This is a genomic window from Pantoea eucrina (assembly GCF_001691555.1).
Classification (GTDB): Bacteria; Pseudomonadota; Gammaproteobacteria; order Enterobacterales; family Enterobacteriaceae; genus Pantoea; species Pantoea borealis.
The window spans coordinates 57,072-77,377 of the sequence record NZ_MAYN01000006.1 but is presented as its reverse complement, the minus strand read 5'-3'; the positions used below and the strand labels follow the sequence as shown (position 1 = coordinate 77,377).

Below are 20,306 nucleotides of genomic sequence, written 5' to 3'. Positions count from 1 at the left end.
TCCTGCAGGCTACGGTTAGTCGTTATTCCATACCGGTACCCGGCGACAGCGTGCCCAGCCAGGCGACGGTTGCCAGTATCAGTACCGAAACAGTAAATTCCGTGATAATGCTTTTACGCATCAGGTAAATACCCATCTTATATTGGCCCTGACGCAGGGCCGTTTCCAGTCGCGGTGTAAGCCGGAAGCGATTGGCGGCGGCCAGCAGCAGCATCAGAAAAAACAGAGCAGTTTTTATCAGCAGCAGCAGACCATAGTCACTGCCCGGCAGGGTACTCAGAGGCTTTTCAACCATAAATACGAAGTTAACCACGGCGGTGATGACAATGCTCAGCACAATGATCGTGCCGGCCCGGGCAAAACCCGACAGCGCTGCGGCCAGCTGGCTGGCATAGACAGCCTTTTCAGCCTTTTTGATGCATAAGAGCAGAGTAAAAGCCGCCAGTGCACCGATCCAGGCCCCGGCCGCAGTCAGATGAATAATATCGCTCAGAAGATGAAGATAGTAGCTGATGCCGTCATTCATTGCTGCATGTCCGCCCCATGCCAGTGTAGCAAGTGCTATACCGCCGGACAGGGTAAGCACATAACGTGACAGCCCTACATGCCTGAGCCGGAGGCCAAGTCCGATAAACGCCATGACCAGCGCAGCGAAGCGGATAACCCAGCTCATGCCCACAGCAGTTTCCCCGACAACCATCTCCATAATATGCAGAGTCAGTTCGCCGGGATCACTGACGCCACTCATGGCCTGAGCGACAAGCAGCATATTTGCAAGGGACAAAACCATGCCAGCAGAGATAAGCGTAAAAAAGAACGACCAGACACTGAATAACGATACCGATTTCTTCAATACTCCCTTTACCCCATAAATTTCGAATAAAGGCAGGCCAAAAAGAAGCATAAGATCAAGGTAAAGAAAAAAACGGATGATAATAAAAGTCTGATCGTTCATGGTATTACTTCACGCTAAAACTGTAGTTGCCGGTGCGGGGATGAGTATCAGAAGATACCGCCCGCCACTCCACTTTATAGGTTCCTGCAGGCAGAGTTTTTGCCGGTGTGATAACCATCGTTTTCGGATCGCTGCCCGCTGAGACTTTCGCCGCAACGGGCATTGGCGCATGAGAAGACATGCCCGGCATGGCGGTCATTACAAGACGTGCGCCGGAAAATTTCGTTACCAGATTTTCGGTGAAATGCAGTTCCAGTTTAGACGGTGCCGTTATCTGAGACTTATCAGCAGGGACAGCAGACGCAAGTTCCGGATGCGCCTGTGCAGCGAAAGTCGCGACAGAAGCAACTAAAGCAAAGAAATATTTGGCAGATGAATGTTTCATAATAATACCTGTTTTGTTTGAATTAACTGCATCAGAACCACATGCGAGCCCCGAGGAGGAAGCGCACTTCATTATCTTTTTCACCTTCACGGGCAGCCATATCAGCAGTATTGCCATAGAACTGGCTCCACGAAATTCCCACGTAAGGTGCAAATTCTCTTTTCACTTCATAGCGAAGGCGAAGAGCAAGTTCGGTACTGGAAAGGCCTTTACCGGTTTCCCGTGCTTCATCATCTTTCCCGTAAATATTTGCCTCAAAGGAAGGCTGCAGGATCAGGCGATTGGTCAGCAACACATCGTATTCGGCTTCCAGCCTGAGCGCAGTCCGTCCCTGCTCGCCGGCAAACGCAGTCAGCTCGCTTTCAAAGTTGTACAACGCCATGCCCTGAAAACCAGCAGCCAGCCAGGTTTGCGGTTTTCCGGGCCTGAAATCCTGCCGGGCACCGGCAACCACGTCCCACCAGGGTGTCAGAGCATGTCCCCATAAAGCCTGAACTTCTGCGGATTCGGCTTTACCTCGGGTGGTTTCACCTTCGCTACGTAACCAGAGTCGATTGATATCCCCGCCAGCCCAGCCGCTTACATCCCAGCTGAAGCCACCCGGATTGTTGTTTTTTTGCCATTCCAGCTGATCGGCAAGCACAAAGTAATTTATGCTGTTGTCATGAACCTTATGCCCATGTACGTCCGGGAATGCTGCCTTACGGTCCGCCTCCGTAACCGGCGGAATGAGTGTACGGCTTTCTGCTGGCGCCGCGGGCTGCATGGATTCCATACCCTCCATACCGGATGCCCCATGCATCATTCCTTCCATTGACGCATGATCCATTCCCTGCATAGCAGAATGGTCCATGCCTGACATATCATGCTGTTGTATATTGTCAGATGATCCCGTAGGTGCTGCAAACGCGGGCATCACTATCGCTCCGGCAAACGCAGTGCAGGCCAGCAATCCTGCAGCGGAACGTGAAAAATACTTTGTCATATCATTCCATCCTGAAACTGACATTATCGCTACCTCACTCTGTAACCCGGACTTCACGAAACATGCCGGTTTCCATATGGAAAAGAAGATGACAGTGATAAGCCCACCGCCCGAGTGCATCGGCAGTCACCCGATAGCTTCGGCGGGTGCCCGGAGGCATATCGATAGTGTGTTTGCGTACCAGGAAATTACCGTCCTCATCCTCCAGATCGCTCCACATACCATGCAGGTGAATGGGGTGCGTCATCATCGTGTCGTTAACCAGCACCACACGCACGCGTTCTCCATATCGCAGCGTAACCGGTTCTGAATCGGAGAATTTAATACCGTTGAATGACCAGGCGAATTTTTCCATATGTCCGGTGAGATGTAGCTCGATGGTACGCGACGGCTCACGCCCGTCCGGATCTTCGAATGTGCTTTTCAGATCGGCATACGTAAGGACTTTTCTGCCGTTATTACGTAAACCAATGCCCGGGTCACTTAATTTAGGCGCCGGCATCATGGCCTGCATATCAACCAGTGGATTGTCTGTTTCAGATGCAGGATGTTTCTGCATGTCCCCCATGCCACTCATACTGCCGTGATCCATCCCGGCCATGGCGCTATGGTCCATTTCCGGCATACTTTCTGCTGCTCCGGATACAGCTGAGCCATCCATAGCCTGCATAGCATTACCATCCATGCCTGTCATGGTGTCGTTATTCATGCTCTGCATCTGGCTGTGATCCATATCGCCCATGCTGCCGTGATCCATCCCGCCCATCCCCATATCGTCCATAGTTAGCCAGGGGCGTGGATCCGGATCTGGTACCGGAGCATAAAGCCCTTTACGGACAGCCAGCGTGCCGCGAGCGTAGCCGCTTCTGTCCATAGACTGCGCGAAAATAGTGTAGGCATCTTCAGCCGGCTCCACGATTACATCGTAAGTTTCGGCCACAGCGATGCGAAACTCGTCAACAGCAACAGGCTTGACATACTGACCATCAGCCGCCACGACCGTCATTTTCAGCCCTGGAATGCGCACATCAAAGTAGGTCATGGCGGAACCGTTAATGAAACGCAGGCGTACCTTCTCGCCTTTACGGAACAGCCCTGTCCAGTTTTTTCCAGGCCCCTGTCCGTTCATGAGATAGGTATATGTGGCACCACTGACGTCTGCCAGATCCGTCGGATTCATCTTCATTTCTGCCCACATTTTCCGATCGGACAAGGTACTGCCGAGACCTTTTTCCCTGGCGTCACGGAAAAAGTCAGAAACGGTAGGTTTCGCAAAGTTGTAATAATCGGACTGCTTTTTCAGTTTAGCGAGAATGTCTGATGCTTTTTCATCAGACCAGTCGGTAAGCATGACTATGTGTTCGCTGTCCCAGACAAACGGTTCTGGTTCAGCAGCATCAATAATAATCGGGCCATAAACACCGTCCTGCTCCTGCAGGCCGGAATGGCTGTGATACCAGTATGTACCGTTCTGCTTTAGCTTAAAGGAGTAAACATAGGTATCGTCCGGCTCAATACCATGAAAACTCAGTCCCGGTACGCCATCCATATTCGCTGGCAGAAGAATGCCATGCCAGTGAATTGATGTCGGTTCAGAAAGGCGATTTTTAACTCTTAATGTAACGGTATCGCCTTCTTTCCAGCGCAACAGAGGGCCTGGCAGGCCGGCATTAATGGTTTTTGCATACCGGGTTTTACCGGTGATATTAAGCGGCGTCTCGCCAATAAACAGATCAAAGTCTGTGCCGGTAAGTGTGCGGGACTGCATCAGGCTTACCGCCGAGAATGCATCGAATGTTCGCAGGCCCAGTCCGCCCACAATGCCAGTGGCAGTGATCCCTTTAATGAAATTACGTCGTGAACTTTTAAGCTGCATGACTGAACTCCGGCAATTTCCTGTTATCCCGGGAGAATGGCTCTCTCCGCATCGGAAGCACAAGCCGTGCTTACCGTTCAGGATGAAAAATTTTTTGTTACCGGAAAGCTACCACAGCTACAGACTTTGTGTGATTACAATTGTGTAATGTTGGAACGCACTGTTTATAAATTACATTTCTGTCATTTTTCGCCGTAACGTTTTTTCTTCTGTACGATGAACATCACTAAGGCCACAGGTAAACCCGGCTGGTAATTGTTTATTCTTCTTTTACATTCAACGTTAAGGACTGCCACCATGAAAAAAGTAATGCTTATCCCTCTTATGATCCTGATTTCCGCTTCGTCCGCATGGGCACAGCAGCATCCTGAAACAGCACCAGATAACACTGATAACCGTGTTTCTGTCTCTTTGATGAATGAGCATGAACGTGCCATTCTTGCGCATGAGAGCATGGATAATGCAAACTCAGCTGCGCATCAGAGCATTATCGATATGCACCGTAAAATGATGCTGGAAGAGAAATAACGGATAGTATGTAGACAGAAAATTCGCCCGGAGTTTTCTATTCTTCTTTGCCACTGCATCCGGGATGTGTTGTGTATTACCCTCATCATTAATGTATTTCCGGTAAATCTTCTTTCAGGCTGATTTCAGCCGGCCCGCTGACTGTGGCGGGCTACATTTTTATATTTTAAACATTCTTTTTACCGCAGACCCCGGTTTACTCAACGAGCAGTAAGGTGTAACTGTATTTACCTTTTTTACCCGGTTCAAGTGTTGTCTGCCAGCTAACCGCCCTGAACCTGCACTGCAATCTGCGATTTATCTTCAGGTTATGCCTGAACGGCCTCATGCTGAAACGATAGAAAGCATCGAAATGAAAATACAGCCGCTTACAGAATGTCATCAGAACCAATAAATTTTGAAGGTCATTTTTTTACGTTTAATGTCGTATACGCCGCTGTCATGCATAATGAAAAACTCTAAACCGTTCAGGAAAGCGCATTATTGCTTCGCCCGTAAGTATTTAAAAAATTGACAAAGAAATTGATTAACGTTCTTTGGCAGCACTCGAAAAAACAAGCAGAATTAAGCAAGCCATTTATTTAGAAATAACACATTGCGTCATGTAAAAATACTAACATGGTTGAAATGGCTTCGACAGAATTCCTCAGCATTAGTTCGAATCGATAAAGTCTTCAATTGCATCAGGAAAATAAAAAATAAAATTAAATATCATAAAAAGATGCTGTTCGTTTATAAGTGTTGCAAAAAAGCCCCGAACAGGGGCTGATTTGAATAAATGGTTCGTATCTGTAAGGTACGAATTTCTGCATCTGAATAAAATATTAAGGACTGATATAGCAACCCGCTTCCGTCAGTTTTACTTCATGCCGCGATGTATTGCAGCCATTGACTGGTGTGCTTCTGACTGGCCGTTACTCATATTTTCGTGGACAACGGCGGCCCTTTCATGTTCATCCATTTCTGCAAAAGATGGCGCGGTACTTGATTTCATGCCGGCCATCTCATCAGACATCTTCTGATGGTTCTTCGCCATTTTCTGATGGGCATCAGAAGCACCATTTTTCATGGAATTATGAACAATAAGGGCCTGTTCTTGCTGATCCATACTCTTCATTTGTGATACTTCCCCCCTGACAGATTCAGGAACGAATGAAGACGGTTATTGGTGCGCTGCCGCCTGGGCATTATTAACATGCTCATGAATGTTAATGTTTCCATCCGCCCAGGCTGAAGGAATTAAGCTAAGACCGACAAAGGAAGCGAAGATTAAAATTTTCATAATAAGGTCCCCATTGACAATGAAATAAATAACGGACTGTCAATGATGTCATCAACTAAAGAACTCACAAGCCAGACTGATTTCATCTTAAAAAAGATAATATACGTAACTCAGTGCCTGTATTCCGCTGATATTGATCCATAAAGACTGTTCTGCCTGCTTATTGAGGACGATTCTACCTGCTTAATTCTGTTGAAGGCATGACAACTTAATGACATCTCTGTAATATATTTATTATTCATCGAAAAAACTGGAGAAATTCGGGACACTATGCAGCCATTCTGGGTAATAGCAATATGAATCGTGTCGAAACCGTATCTGATTCGACCCACAGTTTCCCGTGATGAGCGTTTACGATTGACTTTACAATCGCCAGACCAATCCCACTGCCTTCTCCCTTTCTTTGCCGCGATGGATCGACGCGATAAAACCGATCAAACAAACGTGGCAGGTGTTCTGCAGGTATCGGTTTCCCTGGATTTTCAACTATAAGCTGAACACTATTCTCATTCCCCGCAATGGTTACAGTCACTGTCTTCCCTAACTGCGTATAACGCAGAGCGTTAGACAGAAGATTATTTAATGCCCTTCGGTACATAAGTGGGTCTCCTTTAATAAGGCAGCACGACCCGTTTAACTGCAGAGAAACATTGAGTTCTTCTGCCCAGGCTTCGAAAAAATCAAACACCTTGACCACTTCTGTGCGGAGATCAAACATTATCCGTTCGGGGATCAACTGATTATTATCAGCCTGTGCCAGAAAAAGCATGTCGCTGACCATTTTTGTCATTCTGTTATACTCTTCCAGGCTGGAATACAACACATCTTCCAGCTCTTTCTGCGTTCTGTGCTGACTTAGCGCGATTTCAGTCTGTGTAACCAGATTGGTTATGGGCGTTCTGATTTCATGGGCGATATCAGCAGAGAAATTTGCCTGTCGCGTAAATACATCCTCAATCTTTTCAATCATATGGTTAAACGATATCACCAGTTGCTCCAGCTCGATGGGAACTTTGGACGGTTCCAGTCTCACATCCAGGTTCTCCGAGGTAATATTTTTAATGGCCTTGCTGACGTTGCGGAGAGGAAGATGTCCCTGGCGAACCGCTATGCGGATAATGCAAATAATCAACAGGCTGATTACGAAGGCAATGGCAATTAAATTCTTTTTTAGTGCTTCCAGGTAATGAAGATGAAAATCAATCGAGAGCCCAATTATCATCTGATACGTCTGTGGTTTTCCGTTAAGCGTTGCTTTGCCTGAAGATGCAACGATTCTGTAAGTCTGCATTTTCATGTCAGAGCCGTTGCGCATAAGTAAAGCTGGCTCTTTCACTGTCCAGAGGAATATTTCCCTGGCCCGACTATGCGCGGTAAAGTTTGATGCATTGACCGCAGAGCGTAACGTCGCCCCTTGTGGTGAGCTGAACAACACGTCGCCCCCATCAGTCAAAATAAGAACAGCGACGTTGCGGTAATCTGAGATGGATTCTTTGATTTTACTTATTTTTTTTTGGTCCGGAGCTACAGGTGTCTGCAGTATTCTGTTCATCGTGAGACTGATTTGTTTCAGATCCCGGACATCCTGCTCTGCAAAGTGTTTTTCAACGGAATGCAGCATAAACCAGGTAAAAGCAAAAAACGCAATTATGGTGGACAGGCTGATAAAGAAGGTCAGTCTCAGTGCGAGAGAGTAAGGGCGCCCTGAGAAATTAAAACGCATCCGGAACCTCCAGGATATATCCCACGCCGCGGACCGTCTGGATCAGCTTAGGCTCATAATCGTTGTCTACCTTTGCCCTGAGGCGTTTTACTGCCACATCTATAGCATTAGTATCGCTGTCAAAGTTCATATCCCAGACCTGCGATGCAATCAGCGAACGGGGCAGCACCTCTCCCTGATGACGAATGAAGAATTCCAGCAGGGAGAACTCCTTACTCGTCAGCAAAATACGTTTCCCTGCGCGGCTAACCTTCCTTGAAACGAGGTCTACCATCAGATCAGCCACCTTAAACTGGCTTTCCGTGATGACTGTGTTACCCCGTCGTAAAAGTGTCCTGACCCGGGCAAGAAGCTCAGCAAACGCAAATGGTTTGATCAGGTAATCGTCCGCGCCCAGCTCAAGTCCTTTAACCCGGTGCTCAATGGTGCCGAGAGCCGTAAGCAGCAAAACAGGCATACCTTTACCTGCGGCACGAAGCATACGAATAATATCCCAGCCGTTTACATCCGGGAGCATGATATCCAGAATCAGTAAATCATATTCGGCTGTTATGGCGAGATGATATCCGGTCAGACCATTATCAGCGAGATCAACTAAAAATCCCGCCTCAGTAAGCCCTTTACTGAGGTACTCTCCAGTTTTTACTTCATCTTCAACGATCAGTATTTTCATCTTGCTCCCCTAGCTGACTACTCATGCCATTCATTCTATTTAGCCTAAGCATGTAATCAACGACTTACGTTAAAAATGACAGCATTGTCATTATTCAGTCACCTGGCAAACAGAGAGCATTCTGTAAAATCCCCCTATCAATACTCTGGACTTCATTTGAACCATTTACCAGGCCTGCCTGGAAGAGAAGCGTTATGTTCAAATTAAAACTATTAAGCATCAGCATGATTTTTATACTGACAGGCTGCGTTTCACTGGCACCTGAGTATCAGCGGCCGGCAGCGCCAGTACCACAGCAGTTTTCTCTGTCACGCAACAGCCTGACGCCAGCGGTAAATGGCTATCAGGATACGGGCTGGCGTAATTTTTTTGTCGATCCCCATGTTACCCTGCTGATCGGTGAAGCCCTGACAAACAACCGTGATTTGAGAATGGCCGCCCTGAAGGTTGAAGAGGCCCGGGCCCAGTTCAACGTCACGGATGCAGATCGTAATCCCCAGTTGAATGCCTCATCCGGGATCACCTACCGCGGTAGTCTGAAAGGTGACAAGCCGACCGCACAGGAGTACGACGCGGGTCTGGAGCTCAGCTATGAGCTCGATTTTTTCGGCAAGCTTAAGAACATGAGTGAAGCTGACCGCCAGAACTATTTTGCCAGCGAAGAAGCCCGTCGTGCCGTACACATCCTGCTGGTATCGAACGTTTCACAGAGCTATTTCAGCCAGCAACTGGCGTCCGAACAACTCCGTATTGCGCGAGAAACGCTGAAAAATTATCAACAGTCTTATGCTTTCGTTGAACAACAGCTGGTGACCGGGAGTGCGAACGTTCTGGCGCTTGAACAGGCCAGGGGACAAATCGAAAGTACCCGCGCTGAGATAGCCAAACGAGAAGGCGATCTGGCGCAGGCAAACAATGCCCTGCAACTGCTGCTGGGAACCTACCACGCACTTCCGTCAGAAAAAACGATGAAAGGTGGTGAGATCGCACCAGTAAAACTGCCACCAAACCTGTCGTCACAAATTTTGCTGCAGCGCCCGGATATCATGGAAGCGGAATACCAGCTCAAAGCGGCTGATGCCAATATTGGCGCAGCGCGAGCGGCCTTTTTCCCATCCATTAGCCTGACCAGTAGTCTTTCCGCAAGCAGTACAGAGCTGTCCAGCCTCTTTACGTCAGGAAGCGGAATGTGGAATTTTATTCCCAAAATTGAAATTCCTGTTTTTAATGCCGGCAGGAACAAAGCCAATCTGAAACTGGCTGAAATTCGCCAGCAACAGTCGATGGTTAACTACGAACAAAAAATTCAGTCCGCCTTTAAGGATGTATCCGATACGCTTGCGCTGCGGGACAGCCTTAGCCAGCAACTTGAGGCACAGCAGCGTTATCTCAATTCACTGCAGATAACCCTCCAGCGTGCCAGAGGATTATATTCAAGTGGTGCTGTCAGCTACATTGAAGTGCTGGATGCAGAACGCTCCCTGTTCACGACACAGCAAACCATTCTCGATCTTACATATTCCCATCAGGTTAACGAAATCAATCTGTTCACCGCACTGGGTGGCGGTTGGGTAGAGTAAATTTAATTCATTAATCAGGAAATAAAAAATGCGTAATTCACTTAAAGCCGTTTTATTGGGCACCTTCTCTGTCATGATTTCTGCCGGTCTTCATGCTGAAACACATCACCATGGTGATATGAATGCTGCCAGTGATGCTTCGACACAGCAAATTATTTATGGCAACGGTGTCGTTAAAGTCATTGATATAAAAAGTAAAAAAATTACCATTTCGCACGGAGCTATCCCTGCGGTGGGCTGGCCTGCAATGACCATGCGCTTCACCTTTGTGAATGTAGACGACACCATTAATGCCCTGAAAACCGGTAACCACGTTGATTTCTCGTTTATTCAGCAGGGCAATATCGCCTTACTCAAAAGCATTAACGTTACCCAATCCTGACTGACAGCCCGGAGCGAATATATCCAGTGGGCCTGAACACTTATAAAGATATTTCTGTGAATTAATGATCAGGCGCATATGCCAGGTGTTTTGATTTTTCAGCGAGAAATTGTATGGCTTCTTTAAAGATAAAATATGCTGCAATAATTATCAGCAGCCTGATAGCAGGGGGGCTGATATCGGTTACTGCCTTGCAGTATGTAAACCCGGAACAAAAAACAGTACAAACGGAACTAAAGACACCGGAGCGAAAGATACTTTTCTGGTATGACCCGATGAAACCGGATACGAAATTTGATAAACCCGGAAAATCACCCTTTATGGACATGGACCTGGTGCCAAAATATGCAGATGAAAGCGGCGAGAAAATCAGCGATGGGATCCGTATTCATCCAACGCTGGTTCAGAACCTGGGATTAAAAACGCAAAAAGTCACACGCGGAATGCTGAATTATTCTCAGACAATACCGGCCAATGTTATTTACAACGAGTATCAGTTTGTCATTGTGCAGGCGCGCTCTGACGGTTTCGTCGAAAAAGTGTATCCCCTGACGATTGGCGATCATGTGAAGGAAGGTACACCGCTTATCGATATTACCATTCCGGAATGGGTGGAAGCACAAAGTGAGTTTCTACTGTTATCTGGCACCGGAGGGACACCAACGCAAATTAAAGGTGTGCTTGAACGACTTCGTCTGGCCGGAATGCCGGAAAAGGATATCCAGAAACTGCGGTCAACCCGGAGTATTCAGACCCGGTTTACCATTAAGGCACCGATAGATGGTGTCATTACGGCGTTTGACCTGCGCACTGGTATGAATATCTCAAAAGATAAAGTGGTGGCACAGATTCAGGGGATGGATCCGGTCTGGATCAGTGCGGCAGTACCCGAATCCATCGCCTATCTCCTGAAAGACACCTCTCAATTTGAAATTTCAGTACCGGCCTATCCGGATAAATTGTTCCATGTAGAAAAATGGAACATTCTTCCCAGCGTCGATCAAACCACCCGGACCCTGCAGGTACGTCTGCAGGTATCAAACAAGGACGAACGTCTTAAACCGGGCATGAATGCCTATCTGAAACTGAATACCCGGAGCCAGGAAATGTTGCTGATCCCGTCGCAGGCCGTTATTGACACCGGTAAAGAACAGCGCGTGATCACTGTCGATGCAGAAGGTCGGTTTGTGCCAAAAAGGGTCCACGTTCTCCACGAATCTCAGCAACAGTCCGGTATCGGCACCGGCCTCAATGAAGGCGATATGGTGGTAGTCAGCGGCATGTTCCTGATTGACTCCGAAGCCAACATTACGGGCGCACTGGAACGTATGCGTCATCCGGAAACAACGGACGGCACAATGTCGCCAATGTCCGCTCCGTCTGCAAATACACATTCCGGTCATTGAGGAGACGATGATGATTGAATGGATTATACGGCGATCGGTTGCCAACCGTTTCCTCGTTATGATGGCCGCTCTGTTTCTTAGTGTCTGGGGCACCTGGACTATCATCAACACCCCTGTGGATGCGCTACCCGATCTGTCCGATGTACAGGTAATTATCAAGACCAGCTATCCTGGTCAGGCTCCGCAGATTGTTGAAAACCAGGTTACATATCCGCTCACGACCACCATGCTGTCGGTACCCGGTGCCAAGACCGTGCGCGGTTTTTCCCAGTTCGGCGATTCCTACGTGTATGTCATTTTTGAGGACGGGACCGATCTGTACTGGGCCCGCTCGCGTGTGCTCGAATACCTTAATCAGGTTCAGGGAAAACTGCCTTCCGGTGTAAGCTCGGAAATCGGGCCTGATGCCACAGGTGTGGGCTGGATATTTGAATATGCTCTGGTTGATCACAGCGGAAAACACGACCTTTCCGAACTGCGCTCTCTGCAGGACTGGTTCCTGAAATTTGAACTGAAAACTATCCCTAACGTCGCGGAAGTTGCATCAGTAGGCGGCGTGGTCAAGCAGTACCAAATCCAGGTTAACCCGGAGAAACTGGCCCAGTACGGCATCAGCCTGCCAGAAGTAAAACAGGCCCTTGAGTCATCTAATCAGGAAGCCGGTGGCTCATCCGTTGAAATCGCCGAAGCGGAGTACATGGTCCGGGCCAGCGGTTACCTCCAGTCCATAGACGATTTCAATAACATCGTCCTGAAAACCGGAGAAAACGGTGTACCGATTTATCTGCGGGACGTGGCCCGCGTGCAGACCGGGCCTGAAATGCGGCGTGGTATAGCAGAACTTAACGGTCAGGGAGAAGTCGCCGGCGGCGTCGTGATCCTGCGGTCGGGTAAAAATGCGCGCGACGTTATCACGGCAGTGAAAGATAAACTGGAGACCCTGAAGGCAAGTTTGCCTGAAGGCGTTGAGATTGTGACTACCTACGATCGCAGCCAGTTAATTGACCGGGCCATTGACAACCTCAGCTACAAACTCCTGGAAGAGTTTATCGTGGTGGCCATCGTCTGCGCCCTGTTCCTGTGGCATGTTCGTTCGGCCCTGGTGGCGATTATTTCTCTGCCTCTTGGTCTGTGTATCGCCTTTATTGTCATGCATTTCCAGGGGCTGAACGCCAATATAATGTCGCTGGGAGGGATCGCCATTGCCGTAGGGGCGATGGTGGATGCCGCCATCGTGATGATTGAAAATGCGCATAAATGGCTGGAAGAGTGGGATCATCAGCATCCGGGTGAGCAGATTGATAACGCAACCCGCTGGAAGGTTATCACCGATGCCTCCGTTGAAGTGGGACCCGCGCTGTTTATCAGTCTGTTGATCATTACCCTGTCCTTTATTCCTATTTTTACCCTGGAAGGACAGGAAGGTCGTCTGTTTGGTCCGCTGGCCTTTACGAAAACCTACTCCATGGCGGGCGCGGCCGCGCTGGCCATCATCGTCATTCCGATTCTGATGGGATTCTGGATCCGCGGGAAAATTCCTGCCGAGACCAGCAATCCCCTGAACCGGCTGCTGATCAAAGCGTATCATCCTTTGTTGCTGCGGGTACTTCACTGGCCAAAAATAACCCTGCTGGTTGCGACCTTATCCATCTTCACGGTTATCTGGCCCCTGAGTCAGGTAGGCGGCGAGTTTCTGCCGAAGATAAATGAGGGCGACCTGTTGTATATGCCCTCAACATTGCCGGGCGTGTCGCCGGCAGCGGCCGCTGCGCTCTTACAGACCACGGATAAGCTCATTAAAACCGTACCTGAAGTAGCTTCTGTTTTTGGCAAGACCGGGAAGGCCGAGACCGCGACGGATTCCGCGCCGCTCGAAATGATGGAAACCACGATCCAGCTTAAACCAGAGGATCAGTGGCGGCCCGGCATGACGATTGACAAGATTATTGACGAACTCGATAAAACGGTCCGTTTACCCGGTCTGGCTAACCTCTGGGTGCCCCCCATCCGTAACCGTATTGATATGCTCTCAACCGGGATAAAAAGTCCGATAGGTATCAAGGTGTCAGGTACTGTTCTGTCCGATATCGATGCAACGGCGCAGAGCATTGAGGCGGTAGCCAAAACCGTGCCGGGCGTGATATCGGCTCTGGCCGAGCGACTGGAGGGCGGGCGCTACATTGACATCGATATTAACCGTGAAAAAGCCTCCCGCTACGGGATGACGGTGGGTGATGTCCAGCTGTTTGTCTCCTCAGCCATCGGCGGCGCGACGGTGGGGGAAACGGTTGAGGGCGTGGCCCGGTATCCGATTAATATCCGTTACCCGCAGGATTACCGGAGCAGTCCACAAGCTCTGAGGGAAATGCCCATCCTGACACCCATGAAACAGCAGATCACGCTGGGTGACGTTGCCGATATTAACGTTGTATCCGGACCTACCATGCTGAAAACGGAAAACGCGCGACCGGCCAGCTGGATTTATGTTGATGCCCGCGGCAGGGACATGGTGTCGGTGGTCAACGATATCAGGACGGCTATCAGCGAAAAAGTGAAACTGAGACCGGGGACCAGCGTGTCATTCTCCGGTCAGTTTGAATTACTGGAGCATGCCAACAAGAAACTGAAACTGATGGTTCCGATGACGGTGGTGATCATTTTCATCCTGTTGTATCTGGCATTCCGTCGTGTGGATGAGGCCTTGCTGATCCTGATGAGTCTGCCGTTCGCGCTGGTCGGGGGAATATGGTTCCTCTACTGGCAGGGCTTCCACATGTCTGTGGCGACCGGAACCGGGTTTATCGCCCTGGCCGGGGTGGCGGCAGAATTTGGTGTGGTCATGCTGATGTATCTGCGTCATGCCATTGAAGCACACCCGGAATTGTCCCACCGGGAGACGTTCACACCTGAAGGCCTTGATGAAGCTCTTTATCATGGAGCAGTATTACGTGTCCGGCCAAAAGCCATGACTGTAGCGGTGATCATTGCGGGCCTGCTACCCATTCTGTGGGGAACCGGAGCAGGCTCAGAAGTCATGAGTCGGATTGCGGCCCCCATGATTGGAGGGATGATAACAGCTCCGCTTCTTTCACTGTTCATTATTCCTGCTGCCTACAAATTAATCTGGCTGCGCAGGCATAAAACAGACGTATCATGACATTCTAAGGCCCTCTGTCGGAGAGAGCCTTTATATCAGGATGGGTATCGAAACTGCACTACGTCTATTATGAAAAGTGCTGTGTCAGTGATGCTGTCACTCAGTTTTCCAGAGCCGGCATTGGCAACAAAACGCAGAAGATATAAGCCAACGGCTTCTCCTGACACTGCCCATCATAATCTGATAGGCAGCAACCGCTGCTTATTACGTAACAGGCGCAGACCATTTGCCACGACAAGCAGGCTTGCACCCACATCCGCGAATACCGCCATCCACATGGTGCCCATACCTGCAATGGTCAGGGCCAGAAACACTGCCTTGATCCCAATAGCCATAACGATATTCTGAACCAGAACGTTATACGTCTGGCGGGAGAGTCGGACAAAAGCCGGGATTTTACGCAAATCGTCATCCATGAGGGCCACATCGGCAGTCTCGATGGCGGTATCCGTGCCCATTGCGCCCATGGCAAAGCCGATATCGGCGCGGGCCAGCGCCGGTGCATCATTGATGCCGTCGCCTACCATGCCGGTCGTGCCCTGCGCCGTAAACGTTTCTACAGCACGCAGTTTATCTTCCGGCAGCTGATCCCCCCGCGCCTCATCGATACCAACCTGACCGGCAATGGCCTGCGCAGTGTGCGCATTGTCTCCGGTCAGCATGAGCGTTTTGACACCCAGACTATGCAACTGACTTATCGCCTCGCGGCTGCTTTCCTTCACCGTATCAGCCACCGCAAACAGCCCAAGCACCTGATGAGTGTCACAGAGCATGATGACCGTTTTACCCCCGGTCTCCAGTTCCGTTAGTGCAGCCCTGACCGCTTCCGGGCAGCGCACCGTTTCTTCAGCCAGCCTCAGATTGCCCAGACTGTAGGTTTGACCGTTGATGACGCCACGCACGCCGCGGCCTGGCAGAGCCTCAAAGTTTTCCACTTCATAACGCTGAATGCTATCTGATGCCGCCGATACAGCCTGCGAAACCGGATGATCGGAGTAACCTGCCAGGCTCACAGCCAGCCTGCGCCCCTCGTCTTCTGCCACCCCGGTATAGATAATCGCATCCGTCTGTACCGGCTTACCGTGCGTCAGGGTGCCGGTCTTGTCGAGCGCCAGCCACTTCAGCTTTCGACCCTCTTCAAGATAAACGCCGCCCTTGATCAATATCCCCCGGCGGGCTGCTGCCGTCAGGCCGCTGACAAGGGTCACTGGCGTGGAAATGACCAGCGCACAGGGGCAGGCGATAACCAGCATCACCAGCGCCTTGTATATCCACGCCTGCCAGCTTTCACCTGCAATCAGCGGCGGGAGAACGGCAACTGCGACGGCAATAGCAAACACCACAGGGGTATAAATTTGCGCAAAGCGATCAACAAAGCGCTGCGTAGGGGCTTTTGCCCCCTGCGCTTCCTCCACGGCATGAATGATACGCGCAAGCGTGGTATTTCCGGCAGCCGCCGTTACCCGGTACTCAAAGCCACCGGATCCGTTGACCGTCCCGGCGAAGACCGGGTCGCCTTCCCCTTTATCCACCGGCAGGCTTTCGCCGGTAATAGGTGCCTGATTAATGGCGGTCCTTCCCCGAACCACCGTGCCGTCGAGGGCGATACGCTCGCCCGGTTTTACCCTGACCACGCTGTTAAGGGATACAGACACGGCCTCAGTTTCTTTCCAGGAGCCGTCCGGCTGCTGAATTGTGGCCGTTTCAGGCGTCAGTTTCATCAGAGAGCCGATGGCATTGCGGGCGCGATCAAGAGACTTTGCTTCAATCAGTTCCGCAATCGTGAACAGGACCATTACCATGGCGGCTTCAGGCCACTGTCCGAGCGCCAGCGCCCCGGTGACGGCAATACTCATCAGGGCGTTGATGTTCAGGTTGCCGTTGCGAAGAGCAATCCAGCCTTTTTTGTACGTGGACAGGCCACAGGCCGCAACGGCAGCAAGAGCAAGAGCCGCTTCCAGCCATTCCGGCATGCCCGCCCAATGCATGGCTTCGGCGGCGCTTGCCGCCACACCGGCAAGCGCGAGCGGCCACCAGGGTTTTTTCTTTTCCTCAGTGACCACGTGCCGGCCATTACTGTCAGGAAGTTCAGGTTCAAAGCCCAGCGAACGAATGGCGGCCAGAACTGGCTCCAGCGCATCCGGTGCGTGAACCACCGTCAGTACGCGCTGCATAAGATTGAAATCCAGTTCCTTGACGGCTGACATGCCATCCAGCTTTTTACGAATCATGCCCTCTTCAACAGGGCAGTCCATCTGCATGATCCTGATACTGGTACGCACCCCGTCAGCGGTCAACTGCTGCGTCTGCAGCTCACCGAATGTGACAGGGGCAGGTGCGCAGCAGGAACCGCCGGTACTTTCCGCCTCACGGCCTGTACAACAGTTGCCTTCAGGCTGCATTGCTTTATCAATCGGTTCCGGGTCAAAACCCAGCGAGCGCACCGCCTGCAGAACCGGTTCCAGCGCCTGCGGCGTATGGGTCACGGTAAGCACCCTCTGTATAAGATTGAATTCGAGATTGCTGACGGAAGATAATTTTGCCAGTTTTTTTCGGAGGAGCGCCTCCTCCGTCGGGCAGTCCATCTGCATGATGCGCAGACGCGTCTGAACGTCATCGTTGCGGGGATGCTCTGCAACCAGTTCGGACACCTGGCTCAGGCCGTCCGTTGAGCAGCAGCTCCCGGTGCTGCAACAAGCCGGTGTGGTCTCAGTCGTTTTTGGTGGCATCTTCTCGGAAGCCTCAGTCGGGGCAGTTGCGGTATTTTTAACAGACGCCTCCTCTACGGTTGCGGCTGATCCACATTTTTTATTACTGCAGCAGTCACTCATTTTTTTATCCCGTTCATAACGTATACTGGCATTAAAGACCCTGATGTAACTACAGGGTCAAGCTCAGAAGAGGTGTGATATGAAAATTGGTGAACTGGCCCGCCAGGCGGGATGTCCTGTAGAGACGGTACGTTATTATGAGCGAGAGGGGCTTTTGCAGGCCGCATTGCGGGACCAGACTAATAACTACCGCCATTACGACAGCGCACATCTCGAAAGGCTTATGTTTATCCGGCGCTGCCGGGCGCTCGATATGACCCATGAAGAAATCCGGGTGTTGCTGCAGGCGCGCAGCCAGCCTGACGCAGACTGCGGTACGGTTAATGCCCTGATAAATGAACATCTGAACCACGTTCAGGCCCGTATTCGTGAACTGAATATGCTGGAAAAACAACTTTTTGAGCTCCAAAGCCACTGCAATGCCAACCGGGCAACACGGGACTGCGGAATTCTGCGCGAACTGGAGCAGACAGAAGAGTCTGAGGATATCGTGCCGGTTATCACTGCAGGTCATCTGGCCGGAAGCCACTCTTACTGATGCTGCTTTCTGCTGTAAGTAGAACTGTTCACTAAAGAAACAGGCTTTTTTGTGATGTGACTTCGTCTTGCCCGTCTATTAAGGCAGCTGAAAGTGTGCTGCCGTTAAAATCTGTGTGACATCGTTTAACCGCTATTCCCTCATTAAGCTGTACAGAAAAGCCTGTAATCACGTCACAACATATATGAATTTATCAATATAAAATTGACCTTTCGTCTGCAGAAGACGAGACTTGTTGCTGTCCGCCACGAAGGAGAAATTATGCCGTCACTTTTGCCCCTGCAACTTTTTAAGAATCTTTCTGACGAAACCCGGCTCAGCCTAGTGCTGTTGTTGCGCGAAAAAGGGGAGCTCTGCGTCTGCGAGCTTGTATCTATCCTGAAAGAAACACAGCCAAAAATATCGCGGCACCTGGCCCTGCTCAGAGAGAGTGGACTGCTTATCGACAGGCGCGACGGCAAGTGGATCCATTACCGGTTATCGCCACACATGCCTGCGTGGGCAGCAGCGGTCATTGAGCAGGCATATCTGTGTCAGCGGGATGAAATTCTTCATCTCAGTCAGCAGGCTGAGCGTGATAACGCAACCACCAACGGCAAAGCTGTCTGCATGTAAAAATTTTATCTAAACACATTCGATTAAACGAATATATTTACAGGGTACACTTAGCAGCCCGCTTTAACGGGCAGGTATAATTAAGAAGGAGAGAGTATGTTTCTGGCGGGTGCGATTTTTATCCTGACCCTGATACTGGTGATCTGGCAGCCGAAAGGGCTCAGCATTGGCTGGAGTGCCGTTATCGGCGCCGCACTGGCGCTGCTGACCGGCGTGGTAAACATCGGGGACATTCCTGTGGTCTGGCAGATTGTCTGGAACGCCACGGCCACGTTTATTGCGGTCATCATTATCAGCCTGCTGCTTGATGAGTCCGGCTTTTTTGAGTGGGCCGCGCTGCACGTTTCACGCTGGGGCGGCGGCAGGGGCCGGTTGCTGTTCACGTATATCGTTCTGCTGGGTGCGGCGGTAGCCGCCCTGTTCGCCAATGACGGGGCAGCGCTTATTCTGACGCCGATCGTTATCGCCATGCTGCTGGCGCTGGGCTTCAGCCCGGGCGCCACGCTGGCGTTTGTGATGGCGGCAGGCTTCATCGCTGATACCTCCAGCCTGCCGCTCATCGTGTCGAACCTGGTGAACATTGTCACGGCAGACTTCTTTAAACTGGGTTTCAGCGAGTATGCCTCGGTGATGGTGCCGGTGAATATCGCGTCCGTGGCCGCCACGCTGGTGATGCTGCACCTGTTTTTCCGCAGGGACATCCCGGCCACTTACGACCTGGCGAAGCTGAAGGCGCCGCGTGAGGCCATTCGCGATGCGCGTACCTTTAAAACCGGCTGGATTGTTCTCATCCTGCTGCTGATCGGCTTCTTTGCCCTCGAACCACTCGGCGTACCGGTCAGCCTTGTGGCCGCGGTGGCGGCGTTTATTCTCTGGCTGGTAGCCCGGAAAGGCAATGTGATTGATACCGGAAAGGTACTGAAAGGTGCGCCCTGGCAGATCGTTATCTTCTCGCTGGGCATGTACCTGGTGGTATACGGACTACGCAATGCCGGGCTGACTGATTACCTTTCTGCCGCCCTAAACCGGTTTGCAGAGCATGGCGTCTGGGGCGCAACGCTCGGCACCGGCTTTCTGACGGCGGCGCTTTCATCAGTCATGAACAACATGCCTACCGTGCTGGTTGGCGCGCTCTCCATTGACGGCAGCACCGCGCAGGGCGTGGTGAAGGAGGCGATGATTTACGCCAACATCATCGGCTGCGACCTCGGTCCGAAAATCACCCCCATCGGCAGCCTTGCTACCCTGCTGTGGCTGCACGTCCTGGCACAGAAAAACATTACCGTCAGCTGGGGCTACTACTTCCGTGTGGGCATCGTGATGACCCTGCCGGTGCTGTTTGTGACGCTGGCCGCACTGGCCCTGCGCCTGTCTGTTTAACCTAAACCCC

The 20,306-nt window shown here is 50.8% G+C and carries 15 protein-coding genes and 1 pseudogene; 8 read left to right on the top strand and 8 right to left on the bottom strand.

All coding sequences use genetic code 11. The annotated features are described in order from the left end of the window. Nucleotides 1-22: 22 nt before the first annotated feature. From copD to BBA90_RS03665, 4 genes are all read right to left on the bottom strand, one after another. Complete coding sequence (gene copD, locus BBA90_RS03680) at nucleotides 23-955, bottom strand: copper homeostasis membrane protein CopD (RefSeq protein ID WP_065647973.1); 933 nt, start codon at nucleotides 953-955, stop codon at nucleotides 23-25. A gap of 4 nt (nucleotides 956-959) precedes the next feature. Then, nucleotides 960-1,340, bottom strand: coding sequence for a copper homeostasis periplasmic binding protein CopC (gene copC / locus BBA90_RS03675; protein ID WP_065647972.1), 381 nt, complete (start codon nucleotides 1,338-1,340; stop codon nucleotides 960-962). Nucleotides 1,341-1,371: 31 nt separating this feature from the next. After that, nucleotides 1,372-2,256 (bottom strand): copper resistance protein B, encoded by an 885-nt coding sequence (locus BBA90_RS03670; RefSeq protein WP_113655716.1) that lies wholly within the window; start codon nucleotides 2,254-2,256, stop codon nucleotides 1,372-1,374. Between the two features lie 103 nt (nucleotides 2,257-2,359). Then, on the bottom strand, nucleotides 2,360-4,201 hold the full coding sequence (locus tag BBA90_RS03665; protein WP_065647970.1) for a copper resistance system multicopper oxidase: 1,842 nt from the start codon (nucleotides 4,199-4,201) through the stop codon (nucleotides 2,360-2,362). 309 nt (nucleotides 4,202-4,510) lie between these two features. On the opposite strand from BBA90_RS03665, the gene BBA90_RS03660 reads away from it, so the two are divergent. Continuing rightward, the gene (locus BBA90_RS03660) at nucleotides 4,511-4,729 is read left to right on the top strand and encodes a hypothetical protein (protein ID WP_139074164.1); all 219 of its coding nucleotides are present in this window, start codon (nucleotides 4,511-4,513) and stop codon (nucleotides 4,727-4,729) included. 859 nt (nucleotides 4,730-5,588) lie between these two features. Here the strand turns inward: BBA90_RS03660 and BBA90_RS03655 are convergent. From BBA90_RS03655 to BBA90_RS03645, 3 genes and pseudogenes are all read right to left on the bottom strand, one after another. Continuing rightward, nucleotides 5,589-6,011: pseudogene (locus tag BBA90_RS03655) on the bottom strand (copper-binding protein). A 268-nt stretch (nucleotides 6,012-6,279) separates the two neighbouring features. Beyond that, a complete protein-coding gene (locus BBA90_RS03650; RefSeq protein WP_065647968.1) occupies nucleotides 6,280-7,734 on the bottom strand; it encodes a Cu(+)/Ag(+) sensor histidine kinase in 1,455 nt (484 codons plus the stop codon). Further along, the gene (locus BBA90_RS03645; protein ID WP_065647967.1) at nucleotides 7,724-8,407 is read right to left on the bottom strand and encodes a copper/silver response regulator transcription factor; all 684 of its coding nucleotides are present in this window, start codon (nucleotides 8,405-8,407) and stop codon (nucleotides 7,724-7,726) included. Before BBA90_RS03645 ends, BBA90_RS03650 begins: the two co-directional genes overlap by 11 nt. Nucleotides 8,408-8,601: 194 nt before the next feature. Between BBA90_RS03645 and BBA90_RS03640 the strand changes: the two genes are divergently transcribed. The 4 genes from BBA90_RS03640 to silA all read left to right on the top strand — a co-directional run bounded on the left by BBA90_RS03640 (nucleotide 8,602) and on the right by silA (nucleotide 14,932). Continuing rightward, nucleotides 8,602-9,987: an efflux transporter outer membrane subunit gene (locus BBA90_RS03640; protein ID WP_065647966.1), complete on the top strand. Its 1,386-nt coding sequence runs from the start codon at nucleotides 8,602-8,604 to the stop codon at nucleotides 9,985-9,987. A 28-nt stretch (nucleotides 9,988-10,015) separates the two neighbouring features. After that, nucleotides 10,016-10,369, top strand: coding sequence for a cation efflux system protein CusF (cusF, locus tag BBA90_RS03635; RefSeq protein ID WP_065647965.1), 354 nt, complete (start codon nucleotides 10,016-10,018; stop codon nucleotides 10,367-10,369). Between the two features lie 113 nt (nucleotides 10,370-10,482). Further along, entirely contained in the window at nucleotides 10,483-11,775 is a 1,293-nt protein-coding gene (locus BBA90_RS03630; protein ID WP_065647964.1) for an efflux RND transporter periplasmic adaptor subunit, read from the top strand. 10 nt (nucleotides 11,776-11,785) lie between these two features. Beyond that, the gene (gene silA / locus BBA90_RS03625; protein WP_065647963.1) at nucleotides 11,786-14,932 is read left to right on the top strand and encodes a Cu(+)/Ag(+) efflux RND transporter permease subunit SilA; all 3,147 of its coding nucleotides are present in this window, start codon (nucleotides 11,786-11,788) and stop codon (nucleotides 14,930-14,932) included. Between the two features lie 173 nt (nucleotides 14,933-15,105). On the opposite strand, the gene BBA90_RS03620 is transcribed toward silA, so the two are convergent. Then, a complete protein-coding gene (locus tag BBA90_RS03620; protein ID WP_370512314.1) occupies nucleotides 15,106-17,523 on the bottom strand; it encodes a heavy metal translocating P-type ATPase in 2,418 nt (805 codons plus the stop codon). 319 nt (nucleotides 17,524-17,842) lie between these two features. On the opposite strand from BBA90_RS03620, the gene cadR reads away from it, so the two are divergent. The 3 genes from cadR to BBA90_RS03605 all read left to right on the top strand — a co-directional run bounded on the left by cadR (nucleotide 17,843) and on the right by BBA90_RS03605 (nucleotide 20,296). Beyond that, nucleotides 17,843-18,301, top strand: coding sequence for a Cd(II)/Pb(II)-responsive transcriptional regulator (gene cadR, locus BBA90_RS03615; RefSeq protein WP_065647961.1), 459 nt, complete (start codon nucleotides 17,843-17,845; stop codon nucleotides 18,299-18,301). 261 nt (nucleotides 18,302-18,562) lie between these two features. Then, nucleotides 18,563-18,916: a metalloregulator ArsR/SmtB family transcription factor gene (locus tag BBA90_RS03610; protein ID WP_006785991.1), complete on the top strand. Its 354-nt coding sequence runs from the start codon at nucleotides 18,563-18,565 to the stop codon at nucleotides 18,914-18,916. 96 nt (nucleotides 18,917-19,012) lie between these two features. Next, nucleotides 19,013-20,296: an arsenic transporter gene (locus tag BBA90_RS03605; protein ID WP_065647960.1), complete on the top strand. Its 1,284-nt coding sequence runs from the start codon at nucleotides 19,013-19,015 to the stop codon at nucleotides 20,294-20,296. Nucleotides 20,297-20,306 lie beyond the last annotated feature (10 nt).